The organism is Acinetobacter corruptisaponis (genome assembly GCF_030053775.1).
GTDB lineage: Bacteria > Pseudomonadota > Gammaproteobacteria > Pseudomonadales > Moraxellaceae > Acinetobacter > Acinetobacter corruptisaponis.
On the sequence record NZ_CP125669.1, the window covers coordinates 460,485 to 476,754 of the forward strand.

General features: G+C 42.2%; 15 protein-coding genes. 9 read left to right on the plus strand and 6 right to left on the minus strand.

Annotation, left to right across the window (positions count from 1 at the left end; all coding sequences use genetic code 11):
* The first annotated feature begins 873 nt into the window (after window positions 1-873).
* From QLH32_RS02190 to accC, 5 genes are all read left to right on the plus strand, one after another.
* Window positions 874-1,476 carry an ANTAR domain-containing response regulator gene (locus QLH32_RS02190; protein ID WP_267979490.1) on the plus strand — a complete coding sequence of 201 codons (603 nt, stop codon included), beginning with the start codon at window positions 874-876 and terminating at the stop codon, window positions 1,474-1,476.
* Window positions 1,477-2,517, plus strand: a complete 1,041-nt coding sequence (locus tag QLH32_RS02195) for an ABC transporter substrate-binding protein (protein ID WP_283267876.1) — start codon at window positions 1,477-1,479, stop codon at window positions 2,515-2,517. It begins immediately after the preceding gene.
* 677 nt (window positions 2,518-3,194) lie between these two features.
* A complete protein-coding gene (aroQ, locus tag QLH32_RS02200) occupies window positions 3,195-3,644 on the plus strand; it encodes a type II 3-dehydroquinate dehydratase (protein WP_283267877.1) in 450 nt (149 codons plus the stop codon).
* A gap of 25 nt (window positions 3,645-3,669) precedes the next feature.
* Window positions 3,670-4,089, plus strand: coding sequence for an acetyl-CoA carboxylase biotin carboxyl carrier protein (gene accB / locus QLH32_RS02205; protein WP_283267878.1), 420 nt, complete (start codon window positions 3,670-3,672; stop codon window positions 4,087-4,089).
* Between the two features lie 17 nt (window positions 4,090-4,106).
* Window positions 4,107-5,471: an acetyl-CoA carboxylase biotin carboxylase subunit gene (gene accC / locus QLH32_RS02210; protein WP_267979494.1), complete on the plus strand. Its 1,365-nt coding sequence runs from the start codon at window positions 4,107-4,109 to the stop codon at window positions 5,469-5,471.
* A gap of 52 nt (window positions 5,472-5,523) precedes the next feature.
* Here the strand turns inward: accC and QLH32_RS02215 are convergent, their stop codons facing one another.
* Window positions 5,524-6,000 carry a hypothetical protein gene (locus tag QLH32_RS02215; protein ID WP_267980030.1) on the minus strand — a complete coding sequence of 159 codons (477 nt, stop codon included), beginning with the start codon at window positions 5,998-6,000 and terminating at the stop codon, window positions 5,524-5,526.
* A gap of 204 nt (window positions 6,001-6,204) precedes the next feature.
* Here QLH32_RS02215 and QLH32_RS02220 point away from each other — a divergent pair, with 204 nt between their 5' ends.
* Entirely contained in the window at window positions 6,205-7,695 is a 1,491-nt protein-coding gene (locus QLH32_RS02220; protein WP_283267880.1) for an amidase, read from the plus strand.
* Here the strand turns inward: QLH32_RS02220 and QLH32_RS02225 are convergent.
* Window positions 7,686-8,870 carry an MFS transporter gene (locus QLH32_RS02225; protein WP_283269274.1) on the minus strand — a complete coding sequence of 395 codons (1,185 nt, stop codon included), beginning with the start codon at window positions 8,868-8,870 and terminating at the stop codon, window positions 7,686-7,688. The genes QLH32_RS02220 and QLH32_RS02225 overlap by 10 nt on opposite strands.
* 179 nt (window positions 8,871-9,049) lie before the next feature.
* On the opposite strand from QLH32_RS02225, the gene QLH32_RS02230 reads away from it, so the two are divergent.
* The gene (locus QLH32_RS02230) at window positions 9,050-10,720 is read left to right on the plus strand and encodes an FMN-binding glutamate synthase family protein (RefSeq protein ID WP_283267882.1); all 1,671 of its coding nucleotides are present in this window, start codon (window positions 9,050-9,052) and stop codon (window positions 10,718-10,720) included.
* A gap of 26 nt (window positions 10,721-10,746) precedes the next feature.
* Here QLH32_RS02230 and QLH32_RS02235 read toward each other — a convergent pair whose 3' ends face one another.
* The 4 genes from QLH32_RS02235 to QLH32_RS02250 are packed head-to-tail and all read right to left on the minus strand — an operon-like array spanning window position 10,747 to window position 14,477.
* Window positions 10,747-11,775 carry an alpha/beta hydrolase gene (locus QLH32_RS02235; RefSeq protein ID WP_004799324.1) on the minus strand — a complete coding sequence of 343 codons (1,029 nt, stop codon included), beginning with the start codon at window positions 11,773-11,775 and terminating at the stop codon, window positions 10,747-10,749.
* Window positions 11,775-12,905 carry a YdcF family protein gene (locus tag QLH32_RS02240; RefSeq protein WP_283267883.1) on the minus strand — a complete coding sequence of 377 codons (1,131 nt, stop codon included), beginning with the start codon at window positions 12,903-12,905 and terminating at the stop codon, window positions 11,775-11,777. The genes QLH32_RS02235 and QLH32_RS02240 overlap by 1 nt, the downstream gene beginning before the upstream one ends.
* An 8-nt stretch (window positions 12,906-12,913) precedes the next feature.
* The gene (gene murB / locus QLH32_RS02245; RefSeq protein ID WP_283267884.1) at window positions 12,914-13,948 is read right to left on the minus strand and encodes a UDP-N-acetylmuramate dehydrogenase; all 1,035 of its coding nucleotides are present in this window, start codon (window positions 13,946-13,948) and stop codon (window positions 12,914-12,916) included.
* Between the two features lie 13 nt (window positions 13,949-13,961).
* Entirely contained in the window at window positions 13,962-14,477 is a 516-nt protein-coding gene (locus tag QLH32_RS02250) for a low molecular weight protein-tyrosine-phosphatase (RefSeq protein WP_283267886.1), read from the minus strand.
* Window positions 14,478-14,658: 181 nt separating this feature from the next.
* Between QLH32_RS02250 and QLH32_RS02255 the strand changes: the two genes are divergently transcribed.
* The gene (locus tag QLH32_RS02255; RefSeq protein WP_283267887.1) at window positions 14,659-15,819 is read left to right on the plus strand and encodes an iron-containing alcohol dehydrogenase; all 1,161 of its coding nucleotides are present in this window, start codon (window positions 14,659-14,661) and stop codon (window positions 15,817-15,819) included.
* Window positions 15,816-16,256, plus strand: coding sequence for an acyl-CoA thioesterase (locus QLH32_RS02260; protein WP_283267888.1), 441 nt, complete (start codon window positions 15,816-15,818; stop codon window positions 16,254-16,256). The genes QLH32_RS02255 and QLH32_RS02260 overlap by 4 nt, the downstream gene beginning before the upstream one ends.
* The last annotated feature ends 14 nt before the right edge of the window (window positions 16,257-16,270 follow it).

The following is a 16,270-nucleotide window of genomic DNA, read 5'->3' on the forward strand; positions in this document are numbered from 1 at the left end:
CTCCTCAATTCTTCTCTATTTGTTCAGCTAGCGGTTGCTTGCGTTGCTGTTGTTGCTGATATATCTGGTATAAGGATTTGCAAAACCAAGGCAGAATTTATCTACACGCCATTGCTTGCATTTGTATGGCGTGTAATTCAGATAAGGGCTTGGAAATGTTTTGGGAAATTGAATAATGTGCAGCTGGCATCAGAACAGATAAAAAAGCGAGCCGCCCTGTTGAGCGAGCTCGCGACGCTGGAACTGAAATTTTAAGTAGGCTTACGATTACTTTATTTGTAGATAAAAAAGACATTGCCATCTCCCATACTGAACGTATATTGCTTTGCTGACACAATTCACTTGTGTAAACAAACCGATCAGATCGGACATCGTTGGCCGTCTTACAATTTTAAAAAGTCATCTTTGACTCACAGAATAATTAGCAAATGCTGTGCCAACTTTTACAACATATCTATATAATTACCATTACCCTTTGTTTTTTATAAATTTTATAGGTGTAAAATAAATATCGGGATATAGACCAATGGATTATAATACTGTCTTAGCAGGCACTGAGCTGTTTTAAAGCACAATTCGCCCTGCTTTAAAATAACTCTTTTTATGCACTAAAAACGAACACAAACTTATTTTCCATAGCTAAATGCAGATTTTCATTTCTTGAATAGAGAGGTAGCGATACAATAAAGCGCATAAACCATATAAGTTAGAGGGCAATTGCACCGAATAAGACAATTAAAAACATACTTTATGGCATTAATTTTGCTTCAAAAAATTATAGGATCTTTCATATTTCGTAGTTGAAATGCCCATAAGACCCACTCATAGCACGACCTAAAATGTGCAATTATCTACTGTTGACCCTGTACACTTATGCCGAAACTTAAAATTGCACTCATTGACGATGATCAGTCTCGGGCTGAGTACATCAAAACGTGTTTGATTGAACACGACTTCGATGTGGTTGCCTGCTTTACACTTGATCACTTGAATATTTTTAAACTCGAACATCTACAGGCAGATGTGATTCTGCTGGATATGGACCATCCCCATCGCGATGTGATTGAGAGTTGTGTCAGCAATTTTGACCTGCCTACTGTGCTGTTTACCAAGAACACCGATAAAGACACTATTAAACAGGCCATTGATGCAGGCATTACTGCCTATATTGTTGATGGTATTGATCCTAGCCGCCTGCATACCATTCTGGATATTTCAATTGAGCAATATAAAAAACATAAAAAACTGGAATGTGACCTTAAGGATGCCAAAACCAAACTTGCTGACCGCAAGGATATCGAAAAGGCCAAAGTATTGCTGATGCAGTTGCATGGCTTAACAGAAGATACCGCCTTTCAATTACTGCGCAAAAACGCCATGAGCCATCGCATGACTATTGGGGAAATGGCACGCCGTTTACTCGATGCACAACAACTTTTAAGCAATCAATTAAATAGCCAGCTAAAGGATGAATAGATGAGTCATTTAGTCGAATTAGAAAAAGTAGAAAAAACCGAATTACAGCTTGGCTATATTCCCTTGCTGGATTGTGTTGCACTGCTTTGGGCAAAACATCGTGGTTTCTTTGATGACGCTGGGCTAGATGTCACATTGGTCAGGGAAGCATCCTGGGCAAGTCTACGTGATCGCCTTGCCTTTGGACTTTTGGATGCAGCGCATTGTTTATCGGCAATGTTACCTGCTGCTGCGGTTGGTGCAGACCAAATTGGTATTCCCTTACAAACTCCTTTGGTATTGAGTGAAAATCGCGCTTTCATTAGTTTAAGCCAAAAGCTCTGTTATGAGCTTGATATTCAAAAACATGATTCCGCCGAGACATCTGCAAAAAAACTGCTCAGCCATATCAAACAAAATCATACTGTTTCCTTAGCCCATGTGTTTAAACATTCCATTCATCATTACTGTTTAAGGGAATGGCTGACACTGGCCGATCCTGAACTTGCACAATCCATTCAAATGAAAACACTGCCCCCACCGTATATGGTTGAAGCCTTGAGCAATCATCTGGTTGATGGTTTTTGTGTGGGAGAACCGTGGAATACACAAGCTGAGCTACAAGGACTAAGCCATATTGTCTGTTCAAGCCAGGATATTATTCCAAATGTGGCAGATAAGGTTTTAGCTGTAACCCAGGAATGGGCGCAACAGCATCCAAATACCCTCGTAGCATTAACAGGGGCCATTCTAAAGGCACAGCAGGAACTTCGGGAACTAGATGATTTTGCGCCCATATGGCAATTGCTGATTGAGTTTGATGTGATCCAGTTCAACTGCTCTACAGAAGTGCATGTCGAAAAATACTACACTATTCAAAATATTGTTCGGAATTTTGTCCAAGAGAATGCTGAACCCAAGCTCAGTGACTTTGAATGGCTGTTTCAACAAATGCAGAAATGGAATGGTTCTGATCAGGACGTGAAATTTGTTACTCATCAGGCTCAAAACTGTTTGTTGCCTGACATACATCACACCGCATTACAGACCATCAAACAATAGGAAAAAAAGCTGCCTTTAATTTTAAAGACAGCATTGAAAGACCCATAAGAGATTACGCCAATCAAAAGTAGTCTCTTAAGTACTCACCATCTTAATCAACAAGGGTTATCTTTTTCGGACATTTTTATGTCATTAGCAGCCATCCCGAAATGAAAAAATCATCATTTTTGCCAACTCTAAATTTTTTAAAGCTGTACAACGAACAATCACTTTTTAAAAACCTTTTGTGCCTGTTCCAAACCTAATACAGATGCTATCTATATAAATTAATCTAAAACAATATATTTCAACTAAAACAAATAAAAACAATAAATTAAAACAAAATTTAATCCTTATTGAATCAAAATCGTATATGCTAGTTGAAATTTATGATGAGTTTGCATGTAGTTAAAAAATCATCATTTGGCTAGCTTGACTATTGAGTTACACAAATCCCATGAACGAAAAGTGGCAATTCAGTTTAGAATAATGAAAAAGTAAAACACCCTAAAATTTGTCATATTTTAACATTGCCAATTCCTTGCAAAGTTTTCATTATATGCAGCATGCTTGGTATGCAACTTTCTTCATCGATTAAAATAAATTATAAAAAAATTGCAGAATTTTGTGCCATAATAAGCAAACTTTGCAGACATCTTGCAAAACATATTTGCAGTTTTAGAATTGGAGCAGGCTGAATGAGCTCAACCATTTTGGTGATTCATGGACCGAATTTAAACTTGCTAGGAAAGCGCGAACCAGAAGTCTATGGTTATCTCACCCTAGAGGATATTAACCAGCAACTCACTGCTCAGGCTAAAAATTCGTCATTGACACTGGATACCTTTCAAAGCAACTGGGAAGGCGCAATTGTGGATCGCATCCATCAGGCACAAAATGAAAATATAAAATTTATCATTATCAACCCTGCCGCCCTTACCCACACCTCTGTGGCCTTACGTGATGCCCTACTTGGTGTTGCCATCCCATTTATTGAGGTGCATTTGTCAAATGTTCACGCCCGTGAAACATTTCGTCATCACTCATACCTGTCAGATAAAGCCATTGGCGTAATCTGTGGACTAGGTGCCAGGGGTTATTCCTTTGCACTCGATTATGCCATCGAAAAAATTCAATCTTCTAACTAATTTACACATTTAGGAATGCTCACTCATGGATATCCGTAAAATCAAGAAACTCATCGACCTGATGATTGAATCTGACTTACAAGCGATAGAAGTTAAGGAAGGCGACCAATCCATTTCACTGACTCGTCCAACACCTGTATATGCAGCGGCTCCTGTTGCAGCACCAATCACCTCAGCACCAACAGCTCCCGCTGCAAAAACACCACGTGGTGCGGTTGAGAGCTCTCCAATGGTTGGCGTTTTCTATTCAGCACCAAGTCCAGGTGAACCACCATTTGTCAATGTGGGTCAAACAGTTTCTGCGGGTGAAACCCTGGGTATTATTGAAGCCATGAAAATCATGAATCCAATTGAGGCAACTCAAAGTGGTGTGATTGAAGAAATTCTGGTCAAGAATGGTGAAGTGATTCAGTTCGGTCAACCGCTTTTCCGCTACCGTGCCTAATGAGTCTGGGGATTCCTATGTTGCAAAAAGTACTCATTGCCAACCGTGGTGAAATCGCTTTACGAATTACGCGGGCTTGTAAAACTCTTGGCATAAAAACCGTTGGAATTTATTCCGATGCCGACAAGGATTTAATGCATCTACGCTTTGTTGATGAAGCGGTCTGCATTGGCCCAGGTGCAAGCAGTGAAAGCTACCTGAATATTCCTGCCATTATTACCGCCGCAGAAATTACAGGTGCGGATGCCATCCATCCTGGTTATGGTTTCCTGTCAGAAAATGCCGAGTTTGCTGAAATTGTTGAAAACTCTGGCTTTATTTTCATTGGTCCACGTCCTGAACATATCCGCCTGATGGGGAATAAGGTTTCAGCGATTATGGCAATGAAGAAATCTGGTGTTCCAACTGTACCAGGTTCCGCCCATGCAGTGACACCAAACAACGCGCTTGCGGAAGCCAAAGAAATTGGCTTTCCATTGATTGTCAAGGCTGCGGCTGGTGGTGGTGGTCGTGGTATGCGTATTGTCGAGCGTGTCGATACCCTGCTTGAATCGGTACAGGCTGCCCAGCGTGATGCAGAAATGTGGTTTGGCGATGATACCGTCTATATGGAACGTTTCCTGCAAAAACCCCGTCATGTGGAGGTTCAGATACTTGGCGATGGCAATGGCCATGCAATCCATTTGTATGACCGTGACTGTTCCCTACAACGCCGCCATCAAAAGGTACTGGAAGAGGCACCTGCACCAAACCTGCCAGAACAGGCGCGTGCAGATATTCTGGAAGCCTGTGTCAATGCCTGTAAATTGATGCAGTATCGTGGTGCTGGTACGTTCGAGTTTTTATTTGAAGAAGGTGAATTTTTCTTCATTGAAATGAATACACGGGTACAGGTTGAACATCCTGTCACTGAAATGGTCACGGGTGTGGACATTATTGAACAGCAGCTTCGTATTGCTGCGGGTTTAGGTTTAAACCTTGAACAGGATGAGATTGAGGTTAAAGGCCATGCCATTGAATGTCGTATCAATGCAGAAGACCCGACCACGTTCTTGCCATCCCCTGGAAAAATTGAAACTTTCTATGCACCAGGTGGCGCAGGTATCCGTCTAGACTCTCATATTTATCAGGGTTACAGCATTCCGCCTTACTATGATTCCATGATTGCCAAACTGATTGCACATGGCAAAGATCGTGAAACATCGTTAGCCCGTATGCGTCAGGCGCTGGATGAAATGATTTTGACAGGAATCAAGACCAATATTCCACTGCATAAAGACCTGATTTTGCAGGATGCCAATTTCTGTGAACAGGCAATGGATATCCATTATCTTGAGAAGCATTTATTAAAACAGTTGGCACAACAGGCTGAAACTGCTTAAACAAAAAAACCTCTTATAAAATTATAAGAGGTTTTTTATTGGCCTTAATTCTTTATGGTAAAACACGGCGTAAGGTTGCAAAGCACTTTTCGCCTTTTTCATTGGCACAAAAATCAATGGTATTATCATTCGCCCATTTCACAAAGTATTGTGAAACCTCACCCGTTTGATCCTGTTGTTGACCAGAACAGTCCATCTCATTATTGTCATACTTAATCTGTAAAATCAGTGCAGGCAAACGTTCCTTGTGATCTTCAGAGGGCTGGTAATCATACAGGCCATAAGACCATTCCTGACCACTTTTTATCACCACATCACTCATGCCACGGAAGTTATAATATTCGACACATTTCTTGTTATTGGTAATTTCCATTCCCCACAAACCCATAATTTCTGGGCGGCTGGTGACACGAATTGCATTTGCTTTTGCAATTTGCTGCGGTGTCACTGTTTTCGCATTCACAACCGTATCTGCCATAGTCCATGTTGAGCAAGCCCATAACAATCCAATAATATAAATATTTTTCATAGATTTAATTAAGTCGTAATCTAAACGTTGCATTGGCTTAACTTAGCATATTTTTAAAGAAAATCCCGCAATCATAACCATATAAACACAATATTTTTATTCTGCAATTTATTTGATTGTTCTGCATTTTTTTCAGGTATTCTTATCCCCAATAACGCTTAAAATTTTCCATTTATTAACGGTTTAGCTTTAGGGATAAAAGCCATGAAATTTTCTGAATACATTCAATATGACGGACTCGGTTTGGCCAAATTGGTCAAGGACAAGGAAATTCACCCATCTGAACTATTACAGGTGGCATTGGAACATACCCACAAAGCCAATCCAAAACTGAATGCAATCATTATCCCTATGTATGAACAGGCTAAACAACGTGTCCAGCAACCCCTTACGGGCGCATTTGCGGGTGTTCCCTTTTTGGTCAAGGACCTGTTTCAGGAATATCAAGGTGTACCCACATCCTATGGCAGCAATGCCCTTAAAAGAATCAATTACACACCTGACTTTAATGCAGAAATTGTCAATCGTTGGGAAAAAGCAGGAATTGTGACTTTTGGCCGTACCAATACACCTGAGTTTGGCATCAAGGGCATTACGGAACCAGATGCATGGGGTTCATGTCATAATCCTTGGAACTTAAAGCATAATAGTGGCGGTTCTTCGGGCGGGTCTGCCTCAGCAGTGGCTGGTGGTCTGGTTCCTGTTGCGGGAGCTGGCGATGGCGGTGGTTCAATCCGTATCCCTGCCTCCTATTGTGGGTTGTTTGGACTTAAACCGAGCCGTGGACGTACACCGTGGGGGCCGCAGTTTAGTGAAGCCATGCACGGCGCAGCCATGCAGCATGTACTCTGTAAAACCGTTCGGGATAGTGCCGCCATGCTGGATGCGGTTCAAGGTCCAGAACAGACCTCACTTTTTATCATTCAATCTCCAACCCAGAAATATCTGGATATTATCCAGCAGACTCCAAAAAAATTAACAATCGCATTTAATACCCAGTCACCGATTGGCACCAAAGTTTCCAAAGATGCGATTCAAGCGGTTCAGCAAACAGCCAAGCTTCTAGAGTCACTTGGACATATCGTGGTTGAAGACCGTCCGCAAATAAATGGTCTGGAACTCGCTAAAGACTTTATCACCACATGGTTTAGTCAGTTCTCCTACATGCAGGCGCAAATTAAACACATGTCAGGTGCGACCGATGAGGATTTTGAGCTTGACTCCAATGCCCTGGCAGCCTTTGGGGCGAAAACGACAGCAACAGATTATATTCATACCCTAAATCATTGGGGAATGCATAGCACGCAAATGAATATCTTCTTTGAAAAATATGATCTTTACCTAACCCCAACCACCGCGTCAGTTGCACCCAAAAATGGTGAAGTTGCAATGCCTAGCTGGCTAAAACCTATCCTAAAAGGCTTATTAAAAGTTGGAAAAGCCCATTATCTTGCACAAGGTAAACTGGTCGAGAAAATGGTACAAGAGAACTTGAGCTGGGTGCCTTTTACCCAATTGGCAAATGTCACAGGCTTACCTGCCATGTCTGTGCCTTTATACTGGAATAAAAATGGCTTGCCTTTGGGCAGTCAGTTTATTGCACCATTTGGGCGTGAAGACCGTTTACTTCAACTCGCTGCACAGCTTGAACAGGCACAACCGTGGATGCCGCAATATAAAAATATTCAGCTTTGATTTAACTTAGACGCTGTCGTTTCAATTTGATTCGGCAGCCAGATCACCAAAATCAAGCCTAAAAGAACAACCACACTGGCACATAAGAAAATGGTGGCACCTGATAAAATTTGCCAGTAATGCCCTGCCAATAAACTTCCCAATGCCACACCTAGTCCCCACATGGTGCTATAAAGTGCCTGCCCGCGACCTTGCTGTTCAGCAGAGAAATTCTGGAAGATGACTTTCATTGCAATCAGATGAAAAAGCCCAAAACTAAATGCATGCAGGCATTGTGCTAAAAGCTGTCCAATAAAATTTGTATTTAATATACCCACCAACAACCAGCGTAAACTGGTCAAGATCAAACAGGCAGCAACCAATGTTCTCCAGGAAAATCGGATAAAAAAGACTCTTTGCGCCACTGCAAACATCACAATCTCAGCAATCACACCTGTCGCCCATAAAGTTCCAATCTGCATGGTAGTAAAACCGATTTCTTTCAGGAAATTGCTATAGAAACTATAAAAAGGCGCCTGTGAAAACAGTAAAATAAACTCAATACAAAAAAAGGCGGCCACCATTGGCTTTTTTAAAATTGGCAATAAAGGTTCCAGCTTCTTTTGCGAGCTTGGCGCATGTTCAGGCTCCTTAATGCTAAATGACCATAAAAAGGCCAAAAATGAAACTGATAACAATAGAATAGGTAACATTGAAATTGGAATAATTTCCAATAATGCGCCTATGGCAAATACCCCAACAATAAAGCCGACTGAACCCCATTTCCGAACCTTGCCATATAACTCAGCCCGCTTTTCACCCAGCCAGAATAAAGTCACCCCCTCAAACTGTGCCAGAATCGCATTCTGGAAAAAGCTAAAAACCAGCATCAATAAAGCAATCGATTGAAAGCTATTCGGAATCACAAAAATTGCAAACCAGATACAGGCTTCCATCCAGGTCGCAATTCGTACCAGTAGCATCCGCTTGCCTGATTTATCTGCAATCCAGCCCCAAATCAAGGGGGCAAAAAAACGGGTAATAATTGCAATCGAAGATAGAATTCCAATTTGCTGATAATTAAATCCCTGATCTTGCAGATAGAGGTTCCAATAAGGCATGAATGTTCCCACTATGGAATAATAGAACAGGTAGAAACCACCCAAGCGGGTCTGGATATTCAGGGAATGCAACAATTTAAGGGCCTTATCAACAAATGTAGACTGAAAAAAATCGGAAAATTTATCCAGATAGGTTGAACTGAATTTTAGCTGATTTAAGAGAATAATTCTCAAGTCTAACAATTCATTACTTGTGGTTAAAGACGGTTCTTGGCATGGTTTGTGGATTGCTTAATTATAGGAATCTCCTGCCTATGGCTAGCCCTGCACAAGCTATAAGACATAAATTACTTAATACTTTCTTTTCAAGACATTCGGTTTGGTTCCTTTGTATCCTGATCACGCTGACCATTAGCTGGTTCAAGGTCATTTATACCCCGCATAGCATTTATTATTTTATTTCCGACACTTTATTGAATGGGCTTTGGCTCGTGACAAGCCTGCTCAGTGTGGTTGGCTTATATGACCTGCTCCAGAAAAAGCATGCGATTTTAAGAAACTATCCAATTCTGGGTCATTTCCGTTTTATTTTTGAAGATGTGCGCCCCGAAATCCGCCAGTATTTTATTGAAGCCGATCAGGATGCATTGCCCTTTTCCAGAATGCAACGCAGCCTGGTTTATCAACGTGCAAAAAATGAAAATGCAGACAAGCCCTTTGGTTCCATCATTGATGTCTATCAACCCAACTACCGTTTTATTGTGCATTCGATGGCACCCTGCCCACCTGCCGATCCATCCACTTTTCGTGTTCTGATTGGCAATGCGCAATGCAGCCAGCCTTATAGCGCCTCAATCATGAATATCTCGGCCATGAGCTTTGGCAGCCTAAGTGCCAATGCAATTCGGGCATTAAACAAGGGTGCCCAACTGGGCAACTTTTACCACGATACGGGTGAAGGTAGTTTAAGCCCTTACCATCTGGAAAATGGCGGCGACATTGTTTGGCAAATTGCCAGTGGTTATTTTGGTTGTCGTACACCTGAAGGATTATTTGATCCTGAGAAATTTACCCTACAGGCCCAAAACCCAAAAATTAAAATGATCGAGCTTAAGCTTTCACAGGGCGCCAAACCAGGTCATGGTGGCATTTTACCCAAACATAAAATCTCTGAGGAGATTGCCCGAATTCGCGGTGTTTCCAGAGACCACGACTGTATTTCCCCATCTCGTCATCCAAGCTTTAACACCCCCATTGAAATGATGCATTTCATTCAAAAACTGAGGGACTTGTCTGGTGGCAAACCTGTTGGCTTTAAACTTTGTATTGGGCAGCCCTGGCAATTTATGAGTATCGTCAAGGCAATGCTCGCAACTAGAATCATGCCTGATTTTGTGGTGGTCGATGGTTCCGAGGGTGGAACGGGCGCTGCACCAATTGAATTTAGCGACTACATTGGTACTCCCTTACGAGAGGGTTTACGTTTTGTCCATAACACTTTAGTGGGTGCAGGATTACGCGGTCAGGTCAAGATCGGCGCCAGTGGAAAGATTATCAGCGCGTTTGACATTGCCAGTACATTTGCACTTGGTGCAGACTGGGTCAATTCCGCACGGGGGTTTATGTTCGCTGTAGGTTGTATTCAGGCACAAAGTTGTCATACCAATCAATGCCCTGTTGGAGTTGCCACACAGGATAAAGACCGACAAAAAGCCATTGATGTACCCAGCAAGGCGGAACGTGTTTTTAATTTTCATAAAAATACACTGCATGCGCTTTCTGAAATGATCGCCGCCGCAGGTTTACGTCATCCCTCAGATATTAAGGCACATCATTTGGCCCAGCGTTTGAATGATCGTGAAATTAAAAATTATGCCCAGATTCATTTTTTCCTCAAGGAAAATGAATTACTGCAAAATAATTTAGATGATGATGAAAACTTTTATTATCGAATGTGGAAACTGGCGGATGCGGATCAGTTTTAATACAAAATTTAAATAAGAAATCACCACTAGTAATAGTGGTGATTTGGCTTCGCATGTAAAAAAGCAGGAATCAAACCTGTCAGTGCAGCACGTATATCAGCACGTTCATTGATCAATTGATGTGAACCCTCTTCCAGCATCAACAAAGTCTGCAACCTAAACTTACGGCGAATATATTCAATGTTATAGCGCCAATCGACTGTTTGATCGAGTGCACCTTGCGCCAACCAAACTGGAATACGACAGGCTGGACGCTGTTCCATTTCCAGCATCCATTTTGACATGGCCAAAATCCAGTCCATGCCCATCATACGGGGTTGTAATGGATCTTTTAAACGCACAAAACGCAAAAATTCAGGGTTATGGTTATTACGGCGAAAATGTCGTGGCACTTGGGTTTTAATGCGACGAATAATACCTAGGCCAACTGAGTTGTGCCACCAGGCGGTTTTAGCGGGACGAATCAACGGTGACAATAACAGAACCCGATCAACAATTGGATCTTCACGACGTTCTGCAAACTCCAGTAAATGATGCATCCAGATTGCACCACCTGTACTTTGACCAATGCCTAACCACGGTCTAGGCAACTGTTTGGCCCCACGAACCGCTTCATATACTGCATGTAAAACCTGTTGGTAATGGTCAAAATTCTGGATACTGGCAGGTGAACCATTACTTAGTCCGTGCCCAGGAAGATCATAGGTAATCACACTAAATCCCTGATCCAGGATTTCCTGGATAATCGGCTGATAGATTCCACTGTGTTCCAAATAGCCATGCAGCAGGCAGACTGTCCCCTGAATCTTTTGTTGTCTTGGCTGAAATACCTGCACATGCAAACGGAACAACGGCATTTCCACATAACCCTGCCAATGCTCACAGTCCAGCAAGTGTAAGCCATAAAGCTTACGATAGGCCTGTAAAGGTTTAGAGGGTTCAGTTGTGGTTGATAAATCCAGTGGCTCCAAAACCTGTGGTGTGGTTTCACGATTCGGAACAGGTAAATCCAGTTGTTTGAGTATTGTCGGATTTAAAAAAGGAATATTCGACATTATGGTATCTCCCGACAATCACTAGAGCCAAATAACATATCACGAACCGTAGCCAGCATTTCATAATTGGCACGGCGACTATGGTCATAATTTTGTTGGCTAGGGCGCCAACGGGTCAAGCTGGTTGGCATGGGTGCAAACACAGGAACGGTTTCAATGCCATTCAAGGCAAATAAACGGCGTGTCCGTGGCATATGATACTCATCGGTAATCAGGATCACGGTGGGCGCACCGCCTTTCTTTTGCAGGAGCAAAGAGCTGAATCTGGAATTCTCACAGGTATTCATGCTTCTATTTTCAAGCAGCTTGGCCTCAATACCACGTTGTTTTAACCATGCCTGCATATAGGGGGCTTCCACACCACTTAACACAATCGGCAAGTTATACTTTTTTTCCACACTCAAGGTCTTTTCCAGACGTAAGCGTGTGTAGTTGTTCACCACAATATCTTTACCATTTTCAGCAAGGGTCAATCCTCCACCGAGCACCACAATTGCATAAGGCTGTGAGGTATTTTTAGGCTCAAAACCATCATCTTTATTCTTTTTAAGTTCAACCAAGTCTTTATTGGTCTCGTCCTTTTCATCCTCATTCACAGGCAATGCAACAGGATAGGTTTCTAAAAATGCCAGATACTTACCCATGAGCGCCTGATTATCAGGTGTATTGCCTTGTAAGAAATCCGTTGGAGAACTGATCACAACGGCTGAACTGTCCTGATCCTGCTCTGCTTTTTGGTTTAGCAATGGAATGTTGTTTTTCTTCTCTTTTTGCTCTTCTTTTTCCTGTTCATCAATAATGGTTTGTTGCAGCAATTTATAGCGTGCCTGTATCAACCTTAAATCTTCAGGTTTTTCAGACTGAAAAGTTTTTTCCATCAGCTTTAAATAGGCCTGACGCGCAATCCATAAGTTGGAACCAGGTTCCAGATTCTCATGTTCACTTAAAGCCGCTGCTTTCTGGCTTTCAGCGGCCACCTCATTGACATCAACTGGTACAAAATAATTTAACCCTTTCACCACAAGCTGTGAATAAAACGGAGAATATAAAAAAAGCACAAAGCAGCCCAATAGCACAAATAGTATGGTGGCTATCCGCACTAAACTGACCATCCAATGTACTTGCGCCATATCACTCCTTATGCAGTATGGGGCTGAATCAAACCTTGCTCACTATATAACACAGGTTCAGGTTCAAGCTGAATACTAAACTTTTGTTTTACATCATTTTGTACAGCGCTATAGGTACTTTTCACATCTTCCAGCGTTGCATCGGCATAATTAACCAAAACCAGTGCCTGTTTATGGAACATGCCAACACAACCCAGTTGCCTGCCTTTCCAGCCCGCCTGATCAATCAACCATCCAGCAGCCACCTTAACATTGTCGTTGGCTTGGGGATAATGCGGAATGTTGGGAAAGTGTTGAGAAATTTTTTCAAATTCAGCCTGAGTCAGAACGGGATTTTTAAAGAAACTGCCCACATTCGGAAATGCTTTGGGATCAGGCAATTTACTTTGGCGAATCTGTATCACCTGATTTTGCAGGTTCTCAGCCGTTTGTTCATCCCCAACCGCCTGCTTTAAATCCCCATAACTCAGTTTTAAACTGGCATGTTTTAACAGCTTAAAGGTTACACTAATGATGATGTAACGATCAGGAAAGTCTTTAAAAATACTATGACGGTAAGCAAAATGACAATCCTGAGCTAAAATGAAGTCAAAGCATTTCAGTTTACGGTCATACACCTGTACCGACTCAATAAACTCACCCACCTCAACACCATAGGCACCAATATTCTGTACAGGTGATGCCCCAACCAACCCTGGGATTAGGGCCAGATTTTGCAGACCGAACCAGTTCTGCTGGGTACTGTATAAAACAAAATCATGCCAGACCTGTCCCGCACCTACTTTAACTGTGATGGTTTGGTCATCCTCAGCAACGACTTCAATGCCCTGAATATTTAAATGAATTGCCAGTGCCTGAATGCGCTGTGGCAACAACAGGTTGCTTCCACCCGATAAAATCATGACATTGAGCTGCTGCTGTTCAGCAAATGCCAATGCCTCAACCACATCATTAGGCTGATTGATCTGGACATAATGCGAAACAGTGGCATTTAAATTGAGCGTGTTTAAACTTTTGAGTTGAACCTGTTGTTGTACATGCATGTTGAATGAAATCCTATTGCCCTGCCTGCATTTGCTTTTTAAGAATATCGACCCATGCCTGACTGCTTGATTCACATTGATTCAGGACACGATCAAAGCCATCCGCCCCACCATAGTAAGGATCAGGAACTGCCTGCTGGTTAAAATAAGGATCATGCTCGCTCATCAATGCAATTTTGGCACGAATCTGTTCAGCACCAAACTGGCGTACCGCTTTCGACAGGAGTGACTGAATATCATCAAAATTCTCATGGTCCATTGCAAGAATCAGGTCAAACTCAATAAAATCCTCAAGACGAATTTGTCTGGCACGTAAGCCCGATAAATCATAACCACGCTGTAGCGCATGTTTTTGGCTTCGGGCATCGGGTGCCTTGTTTGGGTGATAATTGCTGGTCCCTGCCGAATCGACCCATACATTTAAACCATGCGCATCACAATAATGTCTGAGAATTGCTTCCGCTGTGGGTGAACGGCATATATTTCCTAAACAGACACATAACACCTTATAGGGCGTTGGGGATGGCATAATCACCTCAAAACTACACTTTTTAGAGCATGTTATGGTAATTTATTTATGCAGTGAAACCTATAGTTGCCTTATATAAAAATGTTGTATTTATTAGAATTTGTTGGCATTTTGTCTAGGATTGCGACATAGGTCAGGTATGGACAATGATTTATCAAAAGATAGAAATAAGGATGTATGCATGAACCAGTTTCAGTTCCAGACCGTTCCCAACATTATTGCGGGTTTAGGCTCAATACAAGAACTTAAAACCATCTTGTCACAACATGATTATAAAAAAGCGCTTCTGGTCACTGATGCAGGCATGATTCAGCACCAGCTTCATTTACCCATTCTGGAAATTCTGGATCAGGTGGGTCTCAAGCCTATCATTTATTCTGATATTCAGGCCGACCCACCTGAACATATTGTTTTAGAAGCGGTTGATTTCGCCAAACAGGAAAAAATTGATGTCATCATCGGTTTTGGCGGCGGTAGTTCCATGGATGTCGCCAAAATCATTGCCCTGCTTGCTCATCCTGAACAAAAACAAAATCTCAGTGAGATTTATGGGGTTAATCAGGCCAAGGCTCCTCGCTTACCTCTTATTCTGATTCCAACAACGGCTGGAACGGGTTCAGAAGTCACTCCAATTTCGATTGTCACCACTGGTGCAACCACCAAAATGGGCGTCGTTTCTCCTATCCTTTATGCCGATGTTGCCATTCTGGACGCGACATTTACGCAAGGCTTACCTGCGCATATCACTGCGGCAACGGGTATTGATGCAATGGTCCATGCAATTGAAGCCTACACCTCCAATATCAAAAAGAATTTTTATGCCGATATGCTGGCAAAAAATGCCTTGCAACTGCTCAACCATAACCTTGCCAAGGTATTAAAAAATGGTGCGGACTTAGAAGCTCGCCAAAATATGCTGGTCGGTTCAATGTTGGCCGGTCAGGCTTTTGCCAATGCACCTGTGGGTGCGGTTCATGCCTTGGCCTATCCACTCGGTGGACATTTCCATCTGTCACATGGGCATACCAATGCACTGGTGCTGGTTGAAGTGCTAAAATTCAATGCGCCGAAAGCTAAACAACACTATGCAGAGTTAATGCAGTTATTAGACCCTCGCAGCACAGGCTGTACCGATGGCCTATGTGATTTATTCATTGACCATATGCAAAACCATCTGGATCAAAGTGGTCTAACGCTAAAACTAAAGGATCTGGATATTGCCGAGGCAAAATTACCGCAGTTGGCTAAGGATGCCATGCTGCAAACCCGACTGTTGCAGAACAATCCAAGAGAAATGACCGAACAAGATGCTTTACAGATTTATCAGGCGATTTATGCATGAGTAAACCCACTTTAAAAACACGCGGACAGTTTAAATTCTTTTTTCCAATTCAGACCCGATGGGCGGATAATGACATTTACGGTCATGTCAACAATGTCACTTACTACAGCTATTTTGATACCGCAGCCAATTCGTTACTGATCCAAAAAACGGGATTTAACATTCACAACAGTGAGATAATTGGTTTGGTGGTGGATTCAGCCTGTAGTTTCTTACAGGAACTCTCCTTTCCTGAAATAGTTGAAGTTGGTGTAGCCATTGGAAAGATTGGCAACTCTTCACTGCGTTATGAGCTGGCAATTTTTAAGCAAGACCAAGCGCAAGCAGCGGCTCAAGGGCATTTTGTGCATGTGTTTGTGGATCGGGAAACTCGGAAAAGTACTGCGATTCCACAAAATATGCGCGACGTACTGACTGAATACTTATTAGTGGAATAAAAAAAATCAGCTCT